Annotated in this window: 17 protein-coding genes; 4 read left to right on the forward strand and 13 right to left on the reverse strand. The window is 27.8% G+C overall.

Going from position 1 to position 26,549, the window contains the following annotated elements:
* Positions 1-69 precede the first annotated feature (69 nt).
* The 3 genes from AC2GW8_RS04990 to AC2GW8_RS05000 all read right to left on the reverse strand — a co-directional run bounded on the left by AC2GW8_RS04990 (position 70) and on the right by AC2GW8_RS05000 (position 3,462).
* Entirely contained in the window at positions 70-489 is a 420-nt protein-coding gene (locus tag AC2GW8_RS04990; protein ID WP_440881682.1) for an HYC_CC_PP family protein, read from the reverse strand.
* A gap of 196 nt (positions 490-685) precedes the next feature.
* Positions 686-2,221, reverse strand: a complete 1,536-nt coding sequence (locus tag AC2GW8_RS04995) for a bifunctional 3-(3-hydroxy-phenyl)propionate/3-hydroxycinnamic acid hydroxylase (RefSeq protein WP_440881683.1) — start codon at positions 2,219-2,221, stop codon at positions 686-688.
* A 23-nt stretch (positions 2,222-2,244) separates the two neighbouring features.
* Complete coding sequence (locus tag AC2GW8_RS05000) at positions 2,245-3,462, reverse strand: 3-oxoacyl-[acyl-carrier-protein] synthase III C-terminal domain-containing protein (RefSeq protein WP_440881684.1); 1,218 nt, start codon at positions 3,460-3,462, stop codon at positions 2,245-2,247.
* 534 nt (positions 3,463-3,996) lie between these two features.
* On the opposite strand from AC2GW8_RS05000, the gene AC2GW8_RS05005 reads away from it, so the two are divergent.
* The gene (locus tag AC2GW8_RS05005) at positions 3,997-4,812 is read left to right on the forward strand and encodes an NAD(P)-binding domain-containing protein (RefSeq protein ID WP_440881685.1); all 816 of its coding nucleotides are present in this window, start codon (positions 3,997-3,999) and stop codon (positions 4,810-4,812) included.
* 817 nt (positions 4,813-5,629) lie between these two features.
* Here AC2GW8_RS05005 and AC2GW8_RS05010 read toward each other — a convergent pair.
* The 5 genes from AC2GW8_RS05010 to AC2GW8_RS05030 all read right to left on the reverse strand — a co-directional run bounded on the left by AC2GW8_RS05010 (position 5,630) and on the right by AC2GW8_RS05030 (position 9,534).
* The gene (locus AC2GW8_RS05010) at positions 5,630-6,124 is read right to left on the reverse strand and encodes a hypothetical protein (RefSeq protein WP_440881686.1); all 495 of its coding nucleotides are present in this window, start codon (positions 6,122-6,124) and stop codon (positions 5,630-5,632) included.
* 415 nt (positions 6,125-6,539) lie between these two features.
* Positions 6,540-6,968 carry a hypothetical protein gene (locus AC2GW8_RS05015; protein WP_440881687.1) on the reverse strand — a complete coding sequence of 143 codons (429 nt, stop codon included), beginning with the start codon at positions 6,966-6,968 and terminating at the stop codon, positions 6,540-6,542.
* Between the two features lie 279 nt (positions 6,969-7,247).
* Positions 7,248-7,775, reverse strand: a complete 528-nt coding sequence (locus AC2GW8_RS05020) for a hypothetical protein (protein WP_440881688.1) — start codon at positions 7,773-7,775, stop codon at positions 7,248-7,250.
* Between the two features lie 308 nt (positions 7,776-8,083).
* Positions 8,084-8,563 (reverse strand): hypothetical protein, encoded by a 480-nt coding sequence (locus AC2GW8_RS05025; protein ID WP_440881689.1) that lies wholly within the window; start codon positions 8,561-8,563, stop codon positions 8,084-8,086.
* Between the two features lie 68 nt (positions 8,564-8,631).
* Positions 8,632-9,534 (reverse strand): ATP-grasp domain-containing protein, encoded by a 903-nt coding sequence (locus AC2GW8_RS05030; protein ID WP_440881690.1) that lies wholly within the window; start codon positions 9,532-9,534, stop codon positions 8,632-8,634.
* Between the two features lie 971 nt (positions 9,535-10,505).
* Here AC2GW8_RS05030 and AC2GW8_RS05035 point away from each other — a divergent pair.
* Positions 10,506-11,768, forward strand: a complete 1,263-nt coding sequence (locus AC2GW8_RS05035) for a S8 family serine peptidase (protein ID WP_440881691.1) — start codon at positions 10,506-10,508, stop codon at positions 11,766-11,768.
* 1,462 nt (positions 11,769-13,230) lie between these two features.
* Here the strand turns inward: AC2GW8_RS05035 and AC2GW8_RS05040 are convergent.
* A complete protein-coding gene (locus tag AC2GW8_RS05040; protein ID WP_440881692.1) occupies positions 13,231-14,739 on the reverse strand; it encodes a GH3 family acyl-acid amido synthetase in 1,509 nt (502 codons plus the stop codon).
* A 574-nt stretch (positions 14,740-15,313) separates the two neighbouring features.
* Between AC2GW8_RS05040 and AC2GW8_RS05045 the strand changes: the two genes are divergently transcribed.
* Entirely contained in the window at positions 15,314-16,882 is a 1,569-nt protein-coding gene (locus tag AC2GW8_RS05045; RefSeq protein WP_440881693.1) for an FAD-dependent oxidoreductase, read from the forward strand.
* Positions 16,870-17,700, forward strand: coding sequence for a hypothetical protein (locus AC2GW8_RS05050; protein ID WP_440881694.1), 831 nt, complete (start codon positions 16,870-16,872; stop codon positions 17,698-17,700). The genes AC2GW8_RS05045 and AC2GW8_RS05050 overlap by 13 nt, the downstream gene beginning before the upstream one ends.
* 1,260 nt (positions 17,701-18,960) lie before the next feature.
* Here the strand turns inward: AC2GW8_RS05050 and AC2GW8_RS05055 are convergent.
* The 4 genes from AC2GW8_RS05055 to AC2GW8_RS05070 all read right to left on the reverse strand — a co-directional run bounded on the left by AC2GW8_RS05055 (position 18,961) and on the right by AC2GW8_RS05070 (position 25,246).
* Entirely contained in the window at positions 18,961-19,767 is an 807-nt protein-coding gene (locus tag AC2GW8_RS05055; RefSeq protein WP_440881695.1) for a hypothetical protein, read from the reverse strand.
* 2,949 nt (positions 19,768-22,716) lie between these two features.
* Positions 22,717-23,016, reverse strand: a complete 300-nt coding sequence (locus AC2GW8_RS05060) for a DUF6968 family protein (RefSeq protein WP_440881696.1) — start codon at positions 23,014-23,016, stop codon at positions 22,717-22,719.
* Between the two features lie 151 nt (positions 23,017-23,167).
* Positions 23,168-23,743, reverse strand: coding sequence for a hypothetical protein (locus tag AC2GW8_RS05065; RefSeq protein ID WP_440881697.1), 576 nt, complete (start codon positions 23,741-23,743; stop codon positions 23,168-23,170).
* A gap of 771 nt (positions 23,744-24,514) precedes the next feature.
* Positions 24,515-25,246 (reverse strand): hypothetical protein, encoded by a 732-nt coding sequence (locus AC2GW8_RS05070; protein ID WP_440881698.1) that lies wholly within the window; start codon positions 25,244-25,246, stop codon positions 24,515-24,517.
* Positions 25,247-26,549 lie beyond the last annotated feature (1,303 nt).

Here is a 26,549-nt window from a genome sequence, read left to right on the forward strand (position 1 = left end):
TCGTGTAAATACACGTATAAGAACTTCATAGTAACAATACTAGAAACCAATTGACTATTATTTAAGAAATCATATTAGAAAAACCTCATCAAGTAATTGAATGTCTTGTATGACATTCGGAGGAGAATAATTTTTAAAAGGAATTACTTTATCATGTAAATCCTGAAATAAGTTTAGATAAGAATAAATATATGAAGCTATAAAAGCTTGTTCCTCAAAAGATAAATAATCAAAAGACTGCTTTAATTCATTTTGTCCTTCAACAATTACTTTTTTATCCGAACAACATCCTTTTTTTTGTATAGAACAGTTATCAGAACTCTTAACTTCCGAAATTTTATCCATTCCACAAGAATCTGCCTTTGCAAATAATGCTACATCTACCAAAACATCTCCACAAAAATGAAGATCATATGTAAGCCATACCGTTGAAAAAAGCACTATCAACGCCATGGATACAGAAGTTATTTTAGTAAATATATATCTCATAAACAATACAAAGATACAAATATATATTATTCTTTTAATCTGTAAATTCCACAATGACCTTATTATCAATCAACAATACTACCCATAGTCTACAAATTAACTATCTACATTTTAATGTATTAAAAGTAGGTTTTTAACACATTTAAACCAAAAAGCCTCATTTGTAAATGAGGCTTTTCTAAACTGCTAAAATAGACTAATTCTGGTATAGCCTTGTAAGGTACTCTACTGTATGAGGGAGAATCTGAAATTCTTGTCCTTTTTTTCCAGCATGGAAAATAAATTTATCTGGTCTCAAAATAACAAAATCAATTTTATTTTTATCCATCCATATTTCGAGATCTTCAGATACGATTTGATCGCTAAATGGGCGACTCCTGACTATTTCTATTTTTTTCAAAAAGACAGAAAAATTTTCAGGAATTTCAATATTTCTATAAACTACAACCCAGCTTTTTGCTATCAAACAATCAAAAAAACAGGTTTTGTTATTTGTATGAACTAAAGGCTGGGGAAATCTTCGACCGGTAAGATATTTATGATTAAACGATTTAGTTTTAGCTAAAGAGTAAAGGTACTTTTCTATCAATCTATCTATTGGGCTACTTGGTAAAACATTAATAATTTTTAATAAAATATTTCGTAAGTGGTAAAGAATAGGATTTCCGTACTGTATTACCCCTCCCATTATAGCAGCTATTTTTATAATCATATTCACCTGAGGTACTCTTTCATTATAATAACTGTCTAACAATTCATTTGTCTCTTGTGATCTATTTTGGCAAGCTAACGCTAATTTCCAGGAAAGATTTTTAGCATCTTTAATTCCTGAGCACATCCCTTGACCTAGAAAAGGAGGCATTTGATGTGCTGCGTCTCCTGCTAAGAAAATGTTTTTTACTCTCCATCTATTTGCTACCAGCGTATGAAACGTATATATTTTCTTCCTAATTATTTTAAAATCTTCTAGAGGATAGTCTTTGTTTAAATATGGTAAAACATTTTGAAAAACTTTACTTTCATCAGATACATTATGCTTTGGATTTATCATGAATTCCCATCTGAAATGGTTTCCGACTCCATTTACATAAGTTACAGGTTGCTTGGGATTACAAAACTGTTTATGATCTTCAGAAAATTTTTCATTTCCATGATACTCTGTATCCAAGACCATCCAACTTTTCTTAAATCCAAAGTCATGATTTGAAACACCTATTTTCTTTCGAATAAAGCTTTTTCCTCCATCACAACCAATAAGAAACTTACTTGTAATGCAAATCTTCTCTTCAGAATTCTTTCTTATCAATATCTTAACGGAATCAGCTGTTTGAGAAACATCTATCAACTCTGTATTTTCAAAAAAACTAACGTTTTTATATTTTGCAAATCCCTTGCGCAGGTATTTTTCGATTTCCGGTTGAAGTATCCAATTACAACTAGGAATTTCATGCGAGATACTACTATTAGGACTAAATTTAAAAAGTGTCTTTCCTTGTTCATCCGCAAGCACATAATTTTGAAACGGTTTTATCGCATCTTTTTTCATTTCCTCGTACAATCCTAACTCTTGAAAAACTCTTATTACATCTTCATCAATATGAACAGCTCTGGGATAGTCGATTATATCTTTCTCTTTATCAAAAACTAAAACCTTGAGTCCAAAATTCCCAAAGTAGTTAGCAAACGTGGCCCCAGTAGGGCCACATCCTGCAATTACGATATCAAAATTCATTATTACTTCTAGTTTTTCTTCTTTTAAACTTTCTCTACCAACATAGAAGTTGCCGTTAAACCTGGTCCGAAGGCCATTGAAACTATCTTTGTTCCTTTTTTAATACTGTCATCATTAAGCATATCATTGAAAACGTGAGGTATGGTAGCTGAAGACATATTTCCTTGCCTTCTAAGAACATTTATTGACCATTTAGCCTGATCTTCAAAAAGCTCCATTTCTTTAATTATATAATCAATTATTTTAGGGCCTCCAGGATGGATTGCAAAAAGTAAGTTATACTTCTCTTTTTCTAAATCAACTCCTACTTTGCTACATAAATCTGAGAGAAACTGCTTTATATTATTTCTTATAAAAACCGGCACCTTCCTTGACAAGGTCATAAGGAAATTATGTGCTCCCAAATCCCATGACATATCTTCTAAAGAACTCTCTATCATGACTTCATGAAAAGCTAATATTTTTAAAGCGGAAGCATTGGGTTTTATTTTTCTAAATTTATTTTCTTCATATAAAGAATAGCCTATAAAACCATCTGCAAAAAGCGAACTAATCAAACTATTTGAGGATGAAAACTCTGTTAAATTTATATGTGCTGACAAAAGTTCTGTATGTATAATATCAATTCTTCCATTGTCTTCACTTGTTGTTAACAAAGCATTCGCTGTTCGAATTGCGGGGAAAGCTCCATAACACCCCATTTGATAACTATGTGTTACTGTACTATTGAGCCAATTTCTTTGACTCATTGCGATTTGAGCAACACTTGGTGATGAATATCCTGAACATGTTACATGTATTAGATTTTCGGGAGCTTCTTGTTCGTTATTATAAAAAATATCAAAAACATGTTGCATTTCATTTTTAAACCATTCCATACGGTCATCTAACTTTGCTCCTTTGTTTTCATGAGAAATATTTTTAAACATCTCAGGAAATTGATACTCTTCTAAAGTAGACACCTCCATTTCGTTACTAATGAAGTTTTTAATTTGTTCATGCATCAAAAGTTGCCTTTTATTTATCATGTCTTTTCCGATGGAGTATCTATCTATCTGATTACTCACGTAATCGTAATGACTTTTTGCTTCCCCTTCAGCTTCCTGAGTTACAAGAGTACCAACAGGCTTTTTAGTTACTTTATAAAAAAGAGATTTGTGATATTGATTTAAAAGATTTTGGTCATGTAAAGTACCTAATTGGATTGGTTTAAAATCAGTTAAGAGTAATTTTTTTTTCATTTGGTTAGTTTTTTTTTTAACTGTTTGGTTTGTTGTTACTCAAAGGAAATAATATTTTTTTAAAATACTTACGGACACCCACAACAAAACAATAAAAACGTAATATCAAGTGATTTTTTTAGACATAAAAACACTACAAAAACCTAAAATAAAGAAACTTATAAGCAAAATAAAAATACTACTATAAATCAACACCCCATTAACACCTATACACTAAGGTCTATTGGGTAATAAATAAAATTAAAACACTAAAAAACAAAAAATTAAAACATTCATTATACCTATTCAACCCTTTTATTTTAAAACGAAAGAATGAATTTCAAAGTATTATTTATTATTGAAATCACAATTTAAAAAACAAATAGGTCTCTTTATAGAAATTTCGTTTTTTAAAAAAGAATACTATTTACAATTTATCTATTTGTTATATTCGCCGTAATAGTATTTAATAAACTATTCGTTTACTTTTCTAAATTTATTCAAAATTGTAAACATCATGATGGATCTTACTATTTAAATAAAACTTTGATATTTATGCAAAATCAGCAAATTAGTGTTTTAGGTTGTGGATGGCTTGGACTACCTTTGGCTAAACGTTTAATTTCAAAAAAATTTATTGTAAAGGGCTCAAGCACCACACAAACTAAAAAACCTATTTTAATTGAGGCGGGTATCAAACCCTATTTATTTAAACTTGGTGATAATAAAAGAGAGCAATACCAAAAATTTCTTTCGGGAAGTCAAATTATTATTATCAATTTCCCTCCTAAAAGAATTCCCAATATTAAAAGCATCTATCAGGAACAAATTAAAGACATCTTACCGCACATTACCCCCTCTCAGAAAGTTATTTTTATCAGTTCGACTTCTGTTTACCAAGATACAAACGACTGGGTAACTGAATCTATTGAAACTAAGCCTGAAAAAGATTCTGGAAAAGCTATTTTAGCTGTTGAAGAACTTTTAAAATCAAAACTAAAACAAAACTTAACAATCTTAAGGCTATCAGGGCTTGTTGGTTATGATAGGATTCCAGGGAAATTCTTGGCAAACAAAAAAGAAGTTTCTAACGGAAAAGCTCCTGTTAATATTATTCATCAAGATGACTGTATAGGTTTAATCTGTGCAATCATTCAAAAAAAATGTTGGGGTGAAATTATTAATGGTTGTGCTGACGAACATCCTTCTAAAGAAATTTTCTATACGAAAGCAGCTAAGCATGCAAATCTAACTCCTCCTGAATTCAAAATATCAGAGCTATCAAAGTTCAAAAAAATCTCTAATACTAAAAGTAAATCTATTTTAAACTATTCATATAAATATCCGAATCCCTTGGCACTTTTTGATTAATTAAATGTATTTAGAACAAAAAGACTGTTATCTTTTGACTTTACATCAAAATTCAAGAAACTTAATTTATACTTCTTATCTTTCTCGGAAACTTCTACAGTATATTTAATATTACACCGTTTCTTTTGCTTTAACTCATTTAAAAGAGTACCATCAAACAATATGTAGATAGGACGCGATAACAAATAGGATTATAATCGCACCTACTGTAAATTTCAAACTATTTTTTACTCCCCCCATCACCAGAGATTTCGAGACCATCTTTGCCGATGAACTGTTGTTTATATTTCATTACTGTTCTCTATTTCTTCTATGTTATCTGTGCATGAGTTAAAAAATAAAACTCCAAAACCTATATTTCATTTCCCGTTAAGTTTAAAATGTTAATTCATTTTTCAACAAAACTAAACCCAAACACACTAATTTTCAAAGAGTTTAAACTATTAATCTAATATTTTTTAACATGGGTTAAATGACTCAAATTTCTTTGAGTTGCAATTTTTTAATAAGAACACACGAACAATTTTAACAGATTTATTTTTACATTTCATAGCTTTTAACATCTTCAAATTAGACTTCAGTGTTATCCCTATGCGACAAATAGGGTTAAAAGGTTTTGTGTACAAGTATTTTTATTTGTTGTTAGTTTTAAGAATTGTAAACACAAAAAAAACAAAAGCCCCAAAAAGGGCTTGTTTTTTATATCTATTTTTATAAAATTGTAAGCGTTTGTAACTGTTACAATTGTTAGCGGTAGTTATTTTTTTTCTATTTTTTTAATCAATTCTTCTGTTTCTTCAGATATTTTCTGTTTTCCTCAAAAACGAACTGATTTATAATCCTCTTTTTGTTCGTCATATTTCATTTCTATTCGAGTAACGTTACACTTCCCCACTTTTTTAAACAATTTTCGGATTGTTCCAATTTGCATTTCAAAAAGGGAATCATATTTATTATTGTCCGAGTTGAAAAATACTCCTAACAACTCTTTATCTGCATTATCATAAATTTCAATAATCTCATCTTCCATTAAACTACCATCGTCTATTTTTGTCTCGATATCTTTATCCACAACTGATATTATTGGGGAAAATATATAACTATGTACAAACTGATTAATGAAAAATCTTAATTCACGTTTTTCTATTGTTGGGTTTTCTAAATCGTAGTTTTCGTTAAATCGATGATTATTCATTAGAGTTATTGGTTTTCCTTTACTTGGGTAAACTTTGCATTCTAATTTCAAAGAGCTAAAATCGCTAGTCAGTTTATTTGCTTCTAAAAGTTTTCGGACTATATAAAATCCAAACATAATTTCTTTCTAAAATTTCGCATACTTTGAATCATTCCATTCTTTTTTATACTGGATTCGCTTTTTTAAACTTTTTGAAATCTTTATTAATTCCTTTCTCCAATAATAACTATCGTGAACCATTTATACGATTGGGTTTTAATTACAGCTAACCAACGTATGTACAAAATTGCGCATATTCCCTACTCTAAATCTATTAATAAACAAATAAAAACTCAAACCAAAAAAGGAATTATTTGTAGCTTTTATAGGCTTTAGAAGAACTTTTTTATTAAACTAAACGTTTACAAATATTTACATCTAGTAATATTTTGATCACCAATTTCGCTAAATTTTAGGTATAAAAAAACACCTTAAAAGGTGCTTTTTGGCGCGTGTACTTTTAACGATTTAATTAACAATGCTTTAACGAAAGTTAATTGATATTGTGTGAAGTTTTTATCCTTTTAACGTTTCTATATTCTATTAATTTTCCTCCAATAAAAACAAAAAAAGCAATAACACTAGAGAATATAATACCAATTATAAATGAACAATTTCTTCCAGCATCTGAAATCACTTTTCGTATTGCTTCTTTCTGTTCAGGTGTAATTTCTTTTCCGCTAAAAAATCCGTCTTCATTCAAGTCAAATTTTTGTAAAATAAACTTTGATGAAATATCAAAATAAGTTGCTCCCCCAACAATTAGAAGATAAATTACGAAAAAAACTGTTATTCCTATCCAAAGCCATTTCCGTTTTCCATTCACGAATAACTTTCCTCTTTTCAGAATAGTTATTCCTAAAACTAGAATTGAAATCAGACTTGGTATTATTAAATGGTAAGGTAAACTTATTTTATTCATTTAATTCGCATCAGGTTGAGTAAATTAAAGGCAACGTTTAGTATATAGCAAGTAGAGAACAAGATACAGATAAAGTATCAAGTTTACACTGAGGCAAAACGTTGTATTTTGTTTTTAATTTATTCATTCTTAAAAGCCAAATTTTTAATTACTTCTCTTACGGGTAATCTAACAATTTGGAGGTGTTGGTAAATAGTACCAACTTTTCACGAATCATCGAATGCCCTATTTATTATATCGTGTTATCTGTTGACATATTTATATTAGAAAGTTGTTAAATTACTCATATCCCTTTCCAAACATGAGTATATCAGATATATCACTCCATGAATATACAGTTTCACTATCAATTTCAGTAGCAATTTCTGCGACATCATAATAAAAAGAATACCAGCCATTAAAAATTGTAGAGATATCGTAATTATACCATCTGCGACCAGATGAAGATGTTACACCCAATCCTCTATGTGGGTCTTTTAACACTTTATCTCCAAGTCTTCTTAAGTCAGCAATAAAAAACCGTATTGTTTCTTTTGTAAACTCTAAATTCTCTTTGGTAGACATACTTTTGAAATCTGGAAAAAGTTCAGGCTCGTTAAGATTATTCCAATCGTTATTAAAATTAATAACTTTCGAAGAAGTAAGAGATTCTTTAAAAATATTCAATAAAAGGAGAGATGTGACTTTTTTGTTACTATTTATCTCAACTTGAAACAATAATCTTCTAAAATATTCTTCTTCAGAAGTATAATTATATTCTCCTGAAAGTATAGAATCTAGTTTGTTTAAAAAAGTATTATAATCCATTTTTTTGAATTCAATTTTTCAATATTAATGTTAGCATTTAACTGAGTATTTTGTCTTTTACTATTCTTAGAACAAAAGATTAATAGAAGTGTTAAAGCCATTAAAATATATTTTTTCATTTTTGGCTTGCAAGTAACGGTCTTGTGTATGAAACGTAGCGTATAAAAGATACTAACTTTTCGGATAAATACAGAGCCGAATTTTTATGTTTTGTTTTTAATTTTTCTATTTTAAAAGCCAAATTTAAAAATTTGGCGGTCTTCGAAAATAAGCACAAACTTTTTGGTTAGGTACTTATTAGCTATGTTTTATACACTGTGTTGTACACTGGCTTTTTTTCGGTTTTTAAATATCATTATCAGACTCGGAATTATAGATAATAGAGCGCTTGTTGCTAAAATTACTCCATAATTTATTTCGTTATATCCTAATCTTCTAATTCCGTTATCACAAGCAGTACATTCAATTATTTTAAGATTTGCGTTCAGTGCACTAATTCCAATTAATAGTATTCCAAATATTATAATCAGTACTATTCCATTCAACACTACTTTTTGGATTTTCTCTTTCTTATTGGCGATACTAAATATCAGAAACACTAATCCGGAACTTGTGAAATAAATAGGATTCCCAAAAAGATAAAAGTCCTTTCCTCCAAATTGAATACCATTATTTGTTGTCCATTGAAATAAACCTTGAATTAGTTGACGGAAAAATGAATCAGCATAAACCGCGATTCCAAATCCGATAACAAAATATGCAATTCTAATTAATATTCTTTTTATCACTTCAGTTTTTTTACTTGTGTACAACGTCTATTGTATGGTGCGTTTGCTTCCCAAAGGGAGCAAATGAACTATACAAATTGTTGTAGTGCGTTTTCTTTTAGGTTTTCGTAAAACTCGTTTCTATTAGCATTATCAGGCAATCCTGCGACTTGTCCGTCTCCAAGTTCCATAATAATCCAATCTCCATCTTTCTTTTTAGCCACGTCCATTGTGAAAAAATTGCTATCAATATGTTGTGCTATCTCGATAAAATCATCAAGTTCAGGTTTTGTTTCTCCATATTCACCTTCATCCCAATAGTCAAATACTTTAACTATTTTCTTATTTGCAAAGAAGATTCTAAACTCTTTGGTTAAGGGCATTCCACTTTTTGAATGTTCGGTTAAATACTCGAGTTCTTCGAATTGTCTAAATACTAATCCTTCATTTAAGGAATTTCCTCTCAATTCTATGAATTTGTCAACAACAGATTTTACTTTATCAGAATTGGATGCGTTTGGAATGAAACAAGCTTCTTCCCAATTATGTTTTTCAGATTTCACAAAGTCTTTCACGATTATTGAACTGTCTCCAAATTCTCCTGTAAGTTTAAATATAGAATCATCATTCAATTCTTTTGTCCAATTGGATTTTGGTGTTTTCGATTCTATTTTGTTGTATGAGTTAGGCAAGTAGTGACAATGCTTATACTCAGTTGGAGAATTGATTAATTCGATATTCTTTTTTAGAAGACCATCGTATAAGTTTTGATATTGAGTTGGAGTAAGCATCCATCCTCTATATATTCCAAATTCTTTGCTTTCAGTTTCTTTTACGAACCTCAGAGCTGTTGCAATATTACCATCCGTTAATTCTTCGAAACTGATTAGAGAAAAGTCAAATCCAGCTCTAATAGCAGATTTCTTTTCTTCTTCATAATCAGGCTCGATTATTTTATTATCGAATACACTATCGCAATATATTATTCTCATGTGTTTAGGTTTCATCAATGCACTACAACTAGCGGATATACACAATTGTGTATATTTCCGCTACAAATATAACATTAATGAGAATTATCAAAATAACTAAGAGGCTAACAGTTTATAAGTTCTATAAATATCATTTACATATGAAGAGGTAAAGAAAATATTCAAGATCATTTTAAACTCCAAAGCTTTTATTAAATCAAAAAGCCTACATAATTAATTGAAGAAAAGTTTATCCCTTTATTTTTTCTGATAACTTGCCCAATGAATTTGAAAATCTCGAAAAAACAAAAATTGACACATTTGGTTGACACCTAACAAAAAAACACCTACATAAATTAAACACTTAAATAAAAGTATTTACTACTAATTAAAGGAGAGAGATCATAATGCTATCAGATAAAAACTTCGTCAAACAAAAAATTAAAGCCATCTTTATAAAAGGTAGTTTTAATTTTTTATAATGCTACTCATTTTATCAAAACATTATAAGTTACTATAAGTATACTTATATTTACTTTGTATATGTGAATAACACTATCCAATTCTAATGTAGAAAAACATATTAATTAATAGAGTTAATTAATCGACTAATACCAGTCCAATAGTTTTTGAATACACTCGTACATAAACAATTTAAAATATCATCTTTTTAATATTTTAGTTTTATTTGAGCAATCACAAAGGGTAAAAACCTCAGAAAACCTTAAAATTTAACTTAAAAAAAAGCTAAAATATTCATAAACAAAAGTTAAAAGCAACCTTGTTGCAACACCAGATTTCACTGCTAAAAAGAGCAAATCAAATAAAACATAAAATACTAGTTATCTGAAAACTAACTAAAATTATTTTTATAAAAAATCAAACAGAAAATTATTAAAACAAAAATACTACTAATAAGTCAAGATCTCAATTCATGTTTTTAGTCTCAAAAAATTTATAATCTTTGTAAGGAATTAAAAATCCTTCTAAAAATGAAAAATGTATTAAGACCCATTTTTTGCGCTTCAATAATGGCGCTATTTATGACTTCTTGTCAAAATGAAAGTTCAAATGAAAACATCCAAGAAACTGAACCTGTTGCTGTAATTAACGACAGCAATATTATTTCCGGTCAGTATATTGTTGTTTTTAAAGAAACGAAAATTACCCCTGCATTAAAATTAAAAAGTAAATCAAATTTTTCAAGCAGAAATGCAAAAGCCGAAGCTATTGAAAAAGTTTCAAAAAATGTTATTAAAAAAATCAACGCTATTCTTGATAAAAGTAACGTTGATAAATCTAATGTTTTAAATTATTACACCACAGAAATCTCTGGTGTAGCTATTAAACTTAATGACAAGGAGTACAAACAACTCTCTAAAAATGAAAATGTTGACTATATTGAATTTGATAGAAAGATAGAACTTCCTAAAGTTGATATAGAAAACATTACCAAAGCTAATGTTAGCCAAAGAGCGAGACAAACAACGCCTTGTGGAATTAATAATGCTGGAGGCTCTACTGACGGATCTTCAAAAAGATCATTAATATGGATCATTGATACAGGTATTGATCTAGACCATCCTGATTTAAACGTAGCTGTAAACCTAGGTAGATCTTTTATTGACAGAAGCCCTGACGATTGTAATGGTCATGGTACTCATGTTGCTGGAACAGCTGCTGCAAAGAATAATGGATTTGGTGTAGTAGGTGTTTCTGCTGGTGCTCGTGTTGTTCCAATCAAAGTTTTAAACTGTAATGGAATAGGAAGCGTTTCTTCAATATTAGCAGGAATTAATTATGTTGGAAGATATGCCAGACCAGGAGATGTTGTTAATTTGAGCCTAGGAGGTTATACTGGATCTAACTGTTCAACAAGAACTCCTTACAAGAGCGCAGTGACAACCTTAGCAAACAGTGGAGCTTATGTAGCTATAGCAGCTGGAAACTCCTCTGATGACGCTTCTAAATATGGGCCTGCCTGTATAAACGGTAATAGAATATATACTGTTGCTTCAATGACCTGTAATCGTAGTTTTTCTTGGTTCTCAAACTATAACATGAACCCTGTTGACCTTATAGCAACAGGTAGTGATGTATACAGTACATACTTAAATGGCGGATATGCTACATTAGGTGGTACTTCTATGGCTGCTCCTCATGTTGCAGGTATCATGCATGCCAGAGGCGGTGCTCCAAGAACTTCTGGCTATGTGTACAGTAGAGGCGAAAGATACCCTATTGCAGTTAGGTAAAAAATCATTCGCAGATAATAATTTTAAAACCACTTCACTTTTTTCGAAGTGGTTTTTTAGTTTATTTATTTAAAAAATATTGCTAGTACTCTATACACAAGCTTTGAAATCAAAGAATCTACTTTTCCTGATATTAGAGATTACTTCCATCAAATAAATGGCTATTATTATTAAATGGAAAACATAAATTTCTAGCTCTTTTTATTACCGACAAAAACTACCTTATTCTAAGAAGATAGACTAAAAAAACATCTTAGAAAATCACTAAATTTTTATCTGAATTATCGATTCTGGTTTTGACTTAGCCACACAAGATCTCAATATTGAAAAAGATATAGGACAATCTTTTTGTTAAAATTCTACTGTCATCCAAAATGTATACAATAAATATTTATATACAGCCATGATACATGATATGATATTTCAATGGCATCATCTCATGTTTCTGAAATCATGCACACCAGAGGAGAAGTAAAAAAACATCAAGTTCTTTGACTCTTTAAAGGGAATGTTATCCCATTACTATTAGACAAGCAGCTAGCTTAACCTAAAAAAAGTGTATAATGCTTAGGCTTAGTAATTACTTTTAAAAAAGGAAGTTTTTAATACTTTAGAAATATCCCTACACTAAATAAAAAAATCATATTCAAGTATTTAAACACTATTCGAATTTTAAAATAATCGAAAATTCAATTATTCTAACAACCTAGTTTTGGTCAATTGCTTCAAAATAGACTAGTACTTTTGTGCACTAACCTAATGGTTAGTACTGTTATCGAAATGGTACTTTTATCTATTTTCTCAACTATTTTATTTTATCATCTTTGTAAAGTCGTTAAAGAAGTTTTACTTGTTAGCCGAAATTATAACTTCATACTTTTCACTCTTTAAAAAGGCTACAGTAAACTCTTATTACGACATTAGCTAGAATTAGCTAATTAATAATTCTGAATTAATTAAAAAGCGATTAAATTTTAGAAGGGTTTTTATTCGTATTTTAAAGTGAAAGGAGCTTAAAGCTCCTTTCTTTTTAACATAAAAAATTCAGAAGTGAATTCTTTTAAAGTATTAAATATAATTCAATTAATTATCAGTACTTAAATCATAAACTATTTTTACACATACAAAAAAATTAGTTTTCATAGTATCTCAAGTCACCCATACGCTGCATATTATTCGTCGTCAGATAACACTACCTCAACTAAATAAACAATAAGAAACACCTTATATATTTTACATTTAATCAAAAGTTGATAATTCATCTTTAGTTAATTTATGTTATTCAAGAGAAGAAATATTTTAGAAGGTGTATTTCTTCTCTTTTTAATTTTTAAAGCAAATTATCAACACTTTTTTTACAAACAATAAGTGAGAAAAGTTTTGATGCAAATGTAATTTTATTCCAATAGAAAGATGATTTAAAAATATTTTACCTCTTTTTCAAATTTTCTTAAAACTTCATTTAAACCAAAATTGTATCGCTCTTCACAATTGTATTTACAGCTTCTTTATTTAAAATAATTCTTGGTAATTTCTTATGAATTGGATCACTATTTTTTCTTTTAAACCAATTATTTATACCTCTACTCGAAATAATATGAATTGTACTTGCTTCCATTGTTTGAACTTCATTTAAAAAATAGTCATAAAGAGGGTTTGCCTCGCAAAGCGACTTATCAAGAGCTTTGCATATTTCTATTTTAGATGACTCATCAAGATTCATAAAAAAATCAGTTTCTTCAAAATACCAACAATATGAAGGCTTATTACTTTCATAGTTTTTTGCCAAGAAAAATTCCTTAATAATCACTCCTTTCTGCTCACTGAATTGTGTAATAGCGTTTTCCACTTGTGTAATTGAAGTTTTTTCGGCAACAAGATTTAGTGTCAATAAAGTACGTCCTGCAATTGTGAATCGAAGTGGTTTTTTTGAACACACCTTTATAACATCTCCTAAAATATAACTAAAGGTTCCATTTCCAGTCGTAACAGCTATAGCATACTTTTGATCAACCTCAATCTCACTTAAAAGAAGTCTTGTATTATAATCACTACTCCAGTAATTCTCAATCGGAATAAATTCAAAAAAGACTGATTTTGGAAAGAATTGAAATACATCTGGATTCTCTTGCGCCTCACCTCCATAGAACCCTTCACTACTGACATAAGAATCTATAAAAGAAAAGTTTTTTCCCAATAATTCCTCCAGTTTATTCTTATATGGACGATAATTAACACCTGATGTTAATAAAATTTTCACTTCATCAAAACAATAAGCATATTCTTCTTCTGAAAGATTGTCTTTTAAATAAGTTAGTAAATCTACTACGGAAGCAGGTATACCAGCAATTGTACCAAACTTGTGACCTACAACCTCTTCTTTATATCTTAAAAACTTTTCTTTCAAGCTAATACAATTTATTGTTTCCTCAGAAGGAATTAAAAGAGATTGAACAAATTTTGGTGTTTTTTTTCTAGCTATCAAACCTGAAATCATCCCTACAGGAATACCGCCTGATGTTTTTCCCGTTTCAATTCGAGAACAAATAATTAAATGTTTTTTTGATAAAAAATTATAGCTTTTATCTTTTTTCATAGCTACACTTAACATTCTATTTTTGCATGCCTGAATAGACTTCAACATATATTTAGTCACAGGTATAAGCTTTTTGATTCCTGTGGTTCCAGACGACTCAACAAAATATTCTGGAGAACTATTAAAAATAACTTTTTTTTCACCAGAAGCCTCTAAATTCCAGAAAGGAGCAATGTCTTCATAATGCATTATCGGAATACGTTTTTGATACTCTTTAATTGAATCAATAGATCCCAAATCATATTTTTTTCCAAATTCTGTTTTATCTGATAATGATAAAATTCTATTTAATACTTTCCATTGACACTTCAGAATTTCTGCTGTTTCGTAGTTTATTTCTTTATGTCTAAAAATGACATTAAGTATACCTATCATAGTTTATATACGTTTTTTGAAAGTTGGTTAGTAATAAAAACCACTCTATTTAAGCAGTTTCTTTTTTTATGTGACAAACATTATATGATGAATATCACAATACAAAATAAGACTTTTAACATTAAATTAAGAGATATATCATAATTAATTTAGTCGACATCTAAATTAACTCAATAAAAATTTATAGCTAATGATAACTATAAGTTAATTTATTGTTAATTTATTGTTAAAATTTAAGTTGTTTATCACTCGTTAAAAAATAGTTAAAATGTTGATGAGCAGTTGTTTTAAATTTCTTAAATAAGTTTCAATTATATTTTTTGTTCCTCTAATCTTTTAAACAAATTGAATTAAAATCAAAAAACATATATATTTATTAGTAATATAAACCAAACTAAATTAGTGATGTATAAAAACCTCTATGTTAACTCAACATAAATATTTCCCTTTGCCCTCTTAATAGATTGTCACAACAACATACAAAAAGTAAGTTCTTATGACTAAGTTACCACATAAGTTACAGTTAGAATATCAATTAAAATACTTTCAATAGTATTCATTATAAATCAACTATATGTTATCAAAACTAACTAAACAAAAGACAGATTACGATGATAAGTCTCATGTTGCTATTTTCGGAGCAGGAATTTCTGGACTAAAGGCAGCTCATGAATGCATTAAAAAGGGATTAAGAGTTTCTTTATTTGAAGCAAGGAGTCAACCTGGAGGTAAATGTATAGGCTTTATGAACTCTGGCCTTCCTTACGAATTGACGCATAGACAAATGTTCTCTTCAAACCCAATATTCCTTAACACCCTAAAAGAAATTTCTACATACAAAGGGAGTAATTTAATTTATCAAATAGAACCGCTTCCAAAAGCTCAATTTGTTTGGGCACAAAGCGGCAGAACAGTAAACTTTTCACAAAAACACTTTAATTTTCTAACCGAATCAGTGTACAATCTAAAATCTGCTTGGTCAATGTTTATAGACGGTGTACCTGTTAGCGACATCTATTGGTTCAGAAATAGACTGACTCAAAAGAAAATAAAAAAAAGAGATTTGGACTCTCCAATATCACGCTATTTAGAATATGATTATCGCCCCTTACTTGCTTCTTTCTTGAGAAGGGTTCTCTCCTCTTGGATTGCTGCAACTGACAACACAAGAACAGGAGATATTATACAATTATTGATGAATAAAAAAATAACCCCTACCCCTTTATCTCCTAATTCATATAGCATAACTCTCAATGGTCCAATAAACGAATCTTTGATTAATCCTTGGTATCGATATCTAAAAAGTAAAGGAGTTAACTTTCATTTTAATTCTTCTTTAAAAGATATTGACTATCAAAATTCCGAATGCAAATATGCAGTTCTAGAAAATCAAGATGTTATTAATGCCGACTTTTTTATTATTGCAACCCCTCCAAATCAAACATTAGATATTCTCCCTGAATTAAAACCCTTAGTAAAAGTTGAAAGTATAAAAAGTCACGGTTTTCAACTACATTTAAAAGAAATCCCACCAAAACTTAAAAATAAATCAATCGGAATCATAATTGACTCTCCATGGGGACTTAGTTATAAAATATATTATAGTGGAAAATACAATAACACTATTTTTTCAAAAAATATAAAGGCAACCGTTTCTATAACTGCTACCAAAATGGAAAAGTCAAAAGGTATTTTATTTAATAAACCGTTATTAGAATGTAATGAACAAGAAATTCATAAAGAAATACTTGCACAAATGGGATTATCTTCACCTGAATTACAACCCTTTTTCTTAACTTCAATAAAATCTGGACCTGGAGCCTTAATAATGAATAAAGAAAAAATAAATAATCACAAATATAAAAATTGGTTCAAAGGACCTGAAATCATAAATTCAAAAGGAGTACCTGCTCATTGGTTAATTCAAAATCAGTTAGAAAACCCAACCTATTCCAATAAAATTTTCACAAACTCGTGCTCAGCCTCTAATATTTTTATTACTGGGGAATGGCTAAATCACCGCCAACAAAAATGGACCGTTCCATCAACCATGGAGAGGAGTATGGAAAATGCAGAATTATGTGTAAATGATATTTTAACAGAAATAGAAAAGACCAAAAAATCGTGTTTATGCCATATTTAAGAACAAACGTAAATAAGAATAAAAATGTTTATTATCAGATAATAACATCAATTTTATTTTTCTCTTTGGCTTTAATATATTGTCAAGGAATTGTTTCATTGGCACAAAGAAGTATATGGTTTGAGCTATCAATATCAGTATTGATATTGATAGTTAGTATTCCTTTATTTAAAAAGACAGAGAACTTTTCAGAAATAATGAGATTAATAGTTTTAGAAACCTACTTCAATATCTTATGCTTGATTACAAAGCTATCTCCCATTGAAATCCCAATTTGGTCTAAAACTATCGATTATTGTTTTTGTTTTTTTTTCTTCTTACAAATAACAGGATTTATAACCTCTCAAATTAAAAAAAAAGCTTGGTTTAGCATACCTATTTCACTGGCATTATCGATTGCAATTATTCTATGGAGATTAAATGGTAGTGGTGTAAGAATAACTAACAATAATGAAATACAATTCTGGGGCGGAAATGCTCCAGAATTTTTACAAATTATATACTTACTTTGGCTATTAAACATTTTATTTGTAGAACACAGGTCTTTATTACCCAAATTAACAGTGGCTATTGTACATATAGCTTCTTTCATTATCGCATACAATTCTAACGAATTTTTCCATGCAAGAATATTAACTGCAAGCCATTTATTTATTATTAACTGTGTAATTATCTATAAAAAACAAGACTGGGGTGGCATATACTTCTCGAGTATATCTCACTTCGAAAATTTTAAAAAAAAGCGCATCTATTATCTAACCTTAACTGTTTCATTAAATGTTTTAGCTATTCTTACACTTATCTCATACATGGTATAATAATTCTTTAATTTAAGAAAATGTGATCATAAGTTTGCTTTATTAAAATTTACTTCCAAGTTACCAAGCTAATGGTTAACACTCATCTACTTTTAAGGATAATTACCTATTTAGAAAAACTGATTATTTGTTGATATTTGTTGTTGCGTTTAAATTTCTGTGCATTAATTAACTAAATTTAATAGTTATAGTCTTCCATAATAAGATTAATGCACAGTTCCTTTTCATAAAGATAACAATTTCTGTCAACTATATCGGCTTAAATTCTAATCTATAGACCGTTATAATTAACTGCCAAATACCATTAAACCCTTTACTTTATAAGCAATACTATTCTCATTTTCGACATATTTTTTCTTTTTTTAAGCTAAAATCACACCAAATATACTACATGTAGCAGAATTCATTCAACTAAACCATAGATTTAAAAAATAAATAAAACTCCCCATAGTTTTATTTACAACCCCTTTAAATAATTAGCATTCATTAAAGTTAAATAGAACAGTTTTTTTCGCTACAAAATTTCCCCTTTTTGAAATGTTCTATTGGCTTGTTACCATTTATTGGGATGATTGCTCCTTCGGGAGCATTCTTTTTTTATTACAAAATATAGTATTATTACTAATAAAACTTCAGTATTTTCTCTTACCTATTTTTTAAATCAAAATATTTAAATTGCATTTAGTATATTATGTGGTCTGCGTATTAATCAATTATAAGGTTACAAGATAATTTTGTTTAATACGCAGTTTTTAATTCTATTTTAATATTATCAACCAAAAAAAATAAATAAAAACATTTTTTAATCTAATCAATCTCAACTCGATCAGATAATATATTACAAAATTACCACTACACAAACATTAACTTTTTTTAACACTGAAAACCAGACACCTATAGCAATTTATATATATATTTGTCTGATATTAAACTAACTAAGGGTTTAATTTAGAAGGGGATAAAGGCTGTCAATATTGACAGCCTTTATTAATTTAAGACAAAGCAACCTTTTAAAGTTAAAAACCTGACTATAGATTATTGGAATTCCTACATCTCATTTCAAGGATTGCTTTTTAATACATCTAGGTATTATTTTGAAAATAAGATTATGGATAATACATAGAACCATGCTAAATATTTCCTTTATTAGTCAGTAATACTTCCTTTTATCTAAAGAAGAATTTTCTGAAAGTTGATCAAAAAATCAACTAAGTCAGTTATTTTTTATGAAGTGAAATCTATTTATTCTTTTTTAATATTTTATTTTAATTCTATTTTGGAGTTTGAATAATACCCTATCTCTATTTCCTCTGTTGATTTTATTGAATTTAATAACCCGGCTGAATTCATTATCGCATTTATATCCATACTCCAAAAATGATGATCTTTAAAAGATTCATCATAGTTAACCGCTGAAACACCTGTTAAATATGCTTTGTACTTTACTCTGACCTTCATTACTCCACGGCTTGCAGAAAGCTCCGCAATAACAGACTCTCCTGGAGCCAAATCAACACTAACTCCTGATGTTGATCCTACTGTAATTGATTTCGATTCCTGTGAACCAACTCCCCATGACTGGCTATATGATATAGAAGTTTCTCCCTTCGCACCTGTTCCTGCAAACTCAACACCATAACTGAGACTTTGCCCCACAGATAGATTCCCTCCTGTATTCCAATTAGATGATGTTGTGTTGTTAACAGTCTCTGTAATAGACGCATTAAAAGAACCTTTTTGATTACTACTATTTTTAAATTCTTGTGTTTTAACTACAACTGGCTCTGATGTAACTCCTATTATTTCAGCACTTTCTACAACTAAAACCACTTGAACTTCAGGCCAACTATACCTTTTATAAAGATCTTCCCAAGGAGTAGGACTATGTAAAAATGCATCGTCTGGTGCTTTACCAAAGTATTTATTAATAGCATCTTTTAAGTGCTGATCTCCTAGCTTAAAAGATGTTCTCTCTTCATCTGTAATTATATGTTGAACTGTTCCACTCGCTTGCACAGAGGATGAAGATACGTCTGCTCCAGCTATAATTTTAATATTAATACCCAAAATATTTTAAATTTAATTTGTTATTACTTACTCTTTTCAAGGGATTTTCAGCAACCTCCTGTATTGTAATTATTTAAATACCTCATTCACACTCAAATAAAAATATATAATACCTTAAATATATATTCAACTTTAACTAAAACGTAATTTAAGAAACGAGAGTACTGAGACATTTATAAATAGCAAAGTATATTAATTAATACCTTATTCAAATTTACTTTTGCATCAGAAAAATTACAACATTTCAAATTTAGATAAACTAAGAGTTAACTTAATAATTTATTTTTACTTAGAAATACAAAGAAACAAAAGCGTGAGTTTTCAAAATTACACTAATTTCTTTTAGATGATAATCATATTACTTGTTGCAATACTCTTCGAACCAAAAACATTTAACCCTCCATAAAACTATCAAATATAACTTATTTAAAAATAAAATAACCTAACCTAATAATGGTTAATACTAGTATTATTTTAGTAAAAATACTTATTTCTAATTAATTTTTATCTTTTTAAATTTGTACTAATAATTTAAGGGTACTGCGTATTAACCAAACTTTCTAACTTACATATCCGACAAACTTCATAGAAGGAATTAATGCGCAGTTTTAACTAATAGTATTTGGCACTTAATCATAAAAACAAACTTCACAATATAATAATTGCATCAGAAATTTATCATACAAAGAATTTAATATTAAAAGCTACTAATTCAATAAAATGACTAATAATTAGTTACTAAATACCTTTTTCAGTGATATCAACAAAATATTCTTTTGTGCTCTATATTTCTTAAAGTAAACCCAATGTGTATTTTTCTTAATATAAACCTTGTTTAAAAGCAATTTTTTCATTTGATCTGTTTCAATAAGTTTTTGCTATTAAGTTAAAAACTTACATAAATTAATCTTATTTTTAAGATATATATATATTAAAAATTGAAAAATAATCCTTTAACCTATTTTTTAAAAAAACTTAATTCTCTTTCTTAGTTAGAATGATATCAATTAGTATTCTTTAATTTTTTGAATCACGATTTTCTAAAAATATCATTTACCTCCTCATTTCACTTAAATCATCAATAAAAATAATCATACTATATTCTATAAGTTCTATAATAAATCCCTACTGTTTCTAATTTTGATATCTTTTCTACTTTATTAATAAGTCGCAGTAGGCGTAAATTTAATAACGACAAGAAAGGGTCCAGTTAGAATTACAATTTTTAAATTAAAATTTTATTAAATAAAATATCCTTAATCACTTCATTAAGTTGTTATTAATTCAATTGTTAAATTAAACAAACAATCTCTTATCAGTAATACTCGTATTTTTTATAATGGTATTCCCGAGTGTGAAATCAGTTATGGTATCTATTTCAGATTATAATAAATAGTAATTTCTTTGACCATGCTTAGATAAGATCTAAGATATTTATTTTTTATTTTATTTTTTTTTATGTAAACGATCCCGTTCATCTCTTGAACGGGATCTTCATTTTAATTTAATCGCGGGTATTTACAATAATACTTATTTATAAGTATACCGTACTAATATATTAACAGGAGTGAATTATATCAATCTATTTTTTTCTTACTAAATTTTTTCATTTACTAGACATTTATTTTTCTTAATAAGAAAAATTATAACAATAAGAATTTCTTTTATTCACAACAATTCTTGAACTTGACTTTTATTAAAAATAAACAGCTTTAGCTCAGAAACAGAACCTACTTCTTAAATCCCCCCATATTAAAGCACCTTATTTTCCCTAGTATATTTCGAGGGAAACTCTCTATTTTTATTTGCTTTTAATATCAATACTTTTGCTTTCTAATAGATTGTCAACTGCGCACTAATCAAACATTACGTTACTAAAATATAGTGTGCAGTTCTTTCTAATCATATGAGTTTTTCCCGTTCTTAACTTGAACGGGATTTTTTAGTTAAAGCTCTATCTTAACTTAAGCGTTATCTCCTTTAAACTCTTTAATCTTTCATTAATTTTATCAACTCCATAAATTAGAATTATACTCTTCAAATTCAGATACAAACCTACTAATACCTGATATTTGATAAAACAAACCTGTTTTAAATAATGTTAATTAATTATCTTGCGCCTGTATGCTTGTAGTTACTGCGTATTAACCAAACTTTAAACTATGCTATTGAGTAAATTAATACGCAGTTTATTATCAGAAATACTAAAGAACTTAACTATTCTCTCTAGCTAATTTCTTATTATTTCATACTTTCAATATTACAGCTTTCTCTTCTCCCAACTTGTTATAATCAACTATTCAAAACATAAAATTCATCACTAATATTTCTTTTTTAATTCAATTATTTATGTATTTTTGCTGTAGCAACTTTTTCTTGTTATAAGGGGCAAGTTATAAGTTGTTATCCATAAATACTCTGCGTATTAACCAAACTTTCTAACTATCTATATCCGACACTCCACGAAAGGAGTTAATGCGCAGTTTTAAATTCATTTTACACTTAGTTTAATTAACCTATATCTAGCTATTTTTTAGTATTATACAATTAAAATAAAAACATTTTTTATTTATTTAATTTATTTAGGGTATATTTTTCGAAAAACAGTCTTATATATATATTACCCTTCCCCTATTTGTTTTTTAAATAGATATTAACTTTAAAATATCATATGCAACAATTAATAAAATAATCTTATTAGAAATAAATATTAAATAATAATGCTAAAAAAAAGCGATTGAATTTTTAGAAGGGTTTTATCGTTATATTGAAAGGAGCTTTTGCTCCTTTCTTTTTTGAACAGGAATTTTAATAAATTAAAATTCTAAATGTCGCCCTTGCTCCGTCTAAATTAAACAAACACAATATAAGTAATCAACGAAGCCACTAGAATAAAATCGTTTTTGAATTTAAAATTTAGCTGTGACTCTTCAACTCTTCTTAAACATTTTATATGTCAAGCCCTAAGTCGTCCATGCCTAACCATTTGAATATATGCTTTTTTTCGGCCTTTAAACTATCCTTTTCAATAGAAATGATTTGGAAAGCCATTAACAATGCTTGATAGGAATCGATACCAAATGCTAATACCACCCTTCCATTTAACTCAACTGGACATTCCCAATTTTTCTCTGAATCTTGACAAGGTCTTGGCTTTCCCAACCTGATAACAAAATATTCTTCTCCAATCGCAGAAGACAACTCCAACTTTCTCTCCGCTATTATTTCTCCTAGTTTAGATTTAACCATTCTTAAATTTTATTAGTAAAACCTTATGAATCAACTCTTTTTTAAGCTTCATCAAAGTAAAAATTATGTAATACCTAAAAAACATTTTGGTGCTCAGAATTAAAAAATCACTAAATAAGACTTATTTACTTTTTAAAAGTTTAACAACAATTTAAACACCTATTATATAGGTGTTTAAAATTATTAAAAGTATAAGGAGTGACATTGCTGAACCCCGTAGACTAGGACTTATATTTTTACTTTTTCCCCCTATGGCTAAAGTAAATGCCGTAACACCTATTAAGTAAGATACGTAATTTAAAACACTTACATATTGTTTAAAAGAAAATTCTTTTAAACACCAAAATATTTTTTTTTCTGTATGTAAAAGATCAATCCGATAATTATTTTCAAAAATTAAAAACGAAAACTTAAAATATTCAAAAAAAGCCAAAGTAAATAAAAAGACTGTTATCCCGAATAAAAATTCGCTTTTAGTAAGCAAATCGTTTCCAATAGCTAAATTAAAATTAACTAAACTAAACGTAATTATTAAAAAAAATAGGGCCAGTAAAGGTACTAAAAAACTAATATCACAAAATATAATTCGAAAAAAACCTCTTCCATTTAGGTCTATTAAATTTTGGTAGATAGCATCAAAATTAAAATAACCAGAAACACATATAACAACTAACAAATAAGAAGTCATACCACATAACACGTCTATATAAGAGTATTTGTTTGACATAATTGCATATTTATGAATTACTCATAATTGTTTGTACAAAATAAATAACACCTAAGCACGCAAGTTCTATTTTAAAGTAAAGCTATTAACTAATTAGAATAACTACTTGTAAAAGTGATTAAAAAAAACTTATTAATTTATTGTTTAAATAAATTAAAATCTTTATCAGAAAATTAGAGCTTTCTATCTAAAAATAGGAATCCTATTAAACGAACTTCTAAGTTCTCTAGGTTTAATCCAATTTTTTTATTTTAAATCATTTTATAATGAAGTTTTCTATTTATTTTTTATGTTATTCTGATAGGAAAATTGCCTTTTTTAAATCGTAATAATACTGTAAACTAAAAACAACTCCACCTAGACTATAAATACAACTCTTAAAATTATAATAATAGATGTTTTAAATATAATTAAGTAAAAGTACCAATTTACCAACTTTACACACCTTATTTAACAAATATTAACAATCTATTTTTAATTAGCATTTATCCTTCGAATGAAACATTGATCTCAAGTTATCTAAATCATTGTATATTTCATTACTTTAAATTAATGGTTACCCCTATAAACATTTAGTAGAATTACTTATTTACCATTAAATTTAATTTAGTCAATTTTGTGGCATCGTTTTTGGTTTTAGTAGGTAGAAACTGAACAGTTTTTGTAGAAACCTAATAATGATTTGAATTAATTAAGGAAGCGATTAAATTTAAGAAGGGGTTTACTCGTATTTTAAAATGAAAGGAGAACTTTTACTCCTTTCATTTTTTGTTATTTTAAAGGAACTGCATTTAAATAATTTTCCTTAGAACAACGTCCTTTATCATACTTAATAGACTTATAATCAATAAGATTTAATTCTTTTTTTACTTGATTTAACACACTTTCATAATTTATTTTATTTGGATGTTTGTCCGTATTTTTATAAATTTTGTCAAGATCCTTTCGTTTTAGGTAGTCAGGATGATATATTTCAGAGATTAATGCATAATTATATATTTCACCATACTTTTCTAAGTTAAACCCATATACATAAATGGCTAAATCACAAGGTTCAATCCCTCCCATTATTTTATAAATATCATCATTTTCAAATGATTGATTAATCGTTCCTATAAAATAACTTTCCTTTTTAATATTCCAGCCTGCGTCTTTGAAAACTTTACCCATTGATCCTCCTTCAATAATTTTTGTATGCTCTTTAACAAGAATACTATCAATTTCTTCCGGATAGCTAACAATCGCTAATGTTCTTGTTATTTTCTTATTTCCGTTTATTGTATATAAATCAGATACTCGCAGAGTACTACTTTTATTAAATGCTTTTATCTGATAATTTCCAAATTTTAATTTTATTCTCTCACTATTTAATAACTTAGAAGACCAAAAAGACTCATCAGAAAACGAACTTTCAATTTTTGCTTTTTTATTTATACAGCTAACAAAAATGGATAAAAAACTTATGTATGCTATAAAAATATAAATGTGCTGTTTTTTTTTCATTAATTATAATTATTTAGAATGGTAAATCTAAACCGTTTAATTTATTTAGAATAATACTTTATGCATATCGGTAATCAATTAATAGGTAAATAAGGAATATTCGAACAGATTACAGTTAATTTGATCAAAAATTATAATTCATTTTTTCTCTTATTCGAAAGATAAGATCATTTTAATATAACCTCATAAGCTATCTTAATAGTTAATAAACAGATTTAAATTACAACTACCTATACCTGTATAAGGTTAAATTATTAGAAATAAATTCATGGTATATGAAATAAATATACTTTTGTACCGGACAAAATACAAAGACAATTGATTTGAATTTAAAATACTATTAATCAATTTGGTTAATTAACTTTTTTTTCAAAACAAACAACGGAATATCAGTAAATAAAAAATGTTTTTTTAGTTTCAAAAAACATTTTGTAGTATTAAAGCAGTGTCAAAAATGTTAAAATTTAGGATAATAAGCTATATTTTTGCGAGCTGTTATTAATATCTAAGGGGCATTAATCTATACATCATAGCGTTAGAATTTTTAGAAGGGTTTTATTCGTATTTTAATAGTTTTTCTGCTCCTTTTTCTTTACAAATTGTAATTTATTTATATATTTCATCAAATAACTAAAACAGATAAATTTAAAATAATTTATTCACGTAAAACCTAATTTAACTCTCCTCTACTCCTATTTTAACCAATGTTGAGTATTTTTTTTTAGTTTATATTATACAATTTAAAATTTTCAACAAACAAAACAAAAACATAAAAAACTAATAATCAAAACAATAAACTAATAAAATAGTTAAGGAGATTAATTTTATAATTTTACTACAATAAAGCATTAAAAGTTATCAATTAAATCACTAAATTCGCAAAAAATTTAGACTAGATTTTATCTATAAAATAGTAAGGGGGAGCATTAATCTAATATACTATAGCGTTGGAATTTTTAGAAGGGTTTTATTCGCCTTTTAGTAGATTTTGCTCCTTTTCTCTTTTTAATCTAATAACAACAATTTTTCTAAAATAACTTTATAAAATTATAGTGTCATAATGATTAAATCATTTAATCAACCAACACCTATTTATTTTTTTATTTCAAATATTTTAAAAAATAATTTTTTACTCTTTTTAAAATTACCTTCATTTGATAAAGTAATTCCATCAATAGTTAAGAACTAAGCCCCTCCAATTCCTCTTTTCGAAATCTAAACTTTTAAAAAAAGCCTTAACTCACATATTTTCAACTGGATTAACTTGTATTTAATAGTATTTATCGTACTTAGAATAAGAAAA

Source organism: Tenacibaculum profundi (assembly GCF_057162725.1).

Excerpts from the sequence above, each read along its gene's own strand:
- AC2GW8_RS05000 (WP_440881684.1), bottom strand. The coding sequence starts at position 3,462 with ATGAAAAAAAAATTACTCTTAACTGATTTTAAACCAATCCAATTAGGT.
- AC2GW8_RS05040 (WP_440881692.1), bottom strand. The coding sequence starts at position 14,739 with ATGATAGGTATACTTAATGTCATTTTTAGACATAAAGAAATAAACTAC.
- AC2GW8_RS05020 (WP_440881688.1), bottom strand. The coding sequence starts at position 7,775 with ATGGATTATAATACTTTTTTAAACAAACTAGATTCTATACTTTCAGGA.
- AC2GW8_RS05060 (WP_440881696.1), bottom strand. The coding sequence starts at position 23,016 with ATGGTTAAATCTAAACTAGGAGAAATAATAGCGGAGAGAAAGTTGGAG.
- AC2GW8_RS05065 (WP_440881697.1), bottom strand. The coding sequence starts at position 23,743 with ATGTCAAACAAATACTCTTATATAGACGTGTTATGTGGTATGACTTCT.
- AC2GW8_RS05045 (WP_440881693.1), top strand. The coding sequence starts at position 15,314 with ATGTTATCAAAACTAACTAAACAAAAGACAGATTACGATGATAAGTCT.
- AC2GW8_RS05050 (WP_440881694.1), top strand. The coding sequence starts at position 16,870 with ATGCCATATTTAAGAACAAACGTAAATAAGAATAAAAATGTTTATTAT.
- AC2GW8_RS05005 (WP_440881685.1), top strand. The coding sequence starts at position 3,997 with ATGCAAAATCAGCAAATTAGTGTTTTAGGTTGTGGATGGCTTGGACTA.
- AC2GW8_RS05015 (WP_440881687.1), bottom strand. The coding sequence starts at position 6,968 with ATGAATAAAATAAGTTTACCTTACCATTTAATAATACCAAGTCTGATT.
- AC2GW8_RS04995 (WP_440881683.1), bottom strand. The coding sequence starts at position 2,221 with ATGAATTTTGATATCGTAATTGCAGGATGTGGCCCTACTGGGGCCACG.
- AC2GW8_RS05030 (WP_440881690.1), bottom strand. The coding sequence starts at position 9,534 with ATGAGAATAATATATTGCGATAGTGTATTCGATAATAAAATAATCGAG.
- AC2GW8_RS04990 (WP_440881682.1), bottom strand. The coding sequence starts at position 489 with ATGAGATATATATTTACTAAAATAACTTCTGTATCCATGGCGTTGATA.
- AC2GW8_RS05035 (WP_440881691.1), top strand. The coding sequence starts at position 10,506 with ATGAAAAATGTATTAAGACCCATTTTTTGCGCTTCAATAATGGCGCTA.
- AC2GW8_RS05070 (WP_440881698.1), bottom strand. The coding sequence starts at position 25,246 with ATGAAAAAAAAACAGCACATTTATATTTTTATAGCATACATAAGTTTT.
- AC2GW8_RS05010 (WP_440881686.1), bottom strand. The coding sequence starts at position 6,124 with ATGTTTGGATTTTATATAGTCCGAAAACTTTTAGAAGCAAATAAACTG.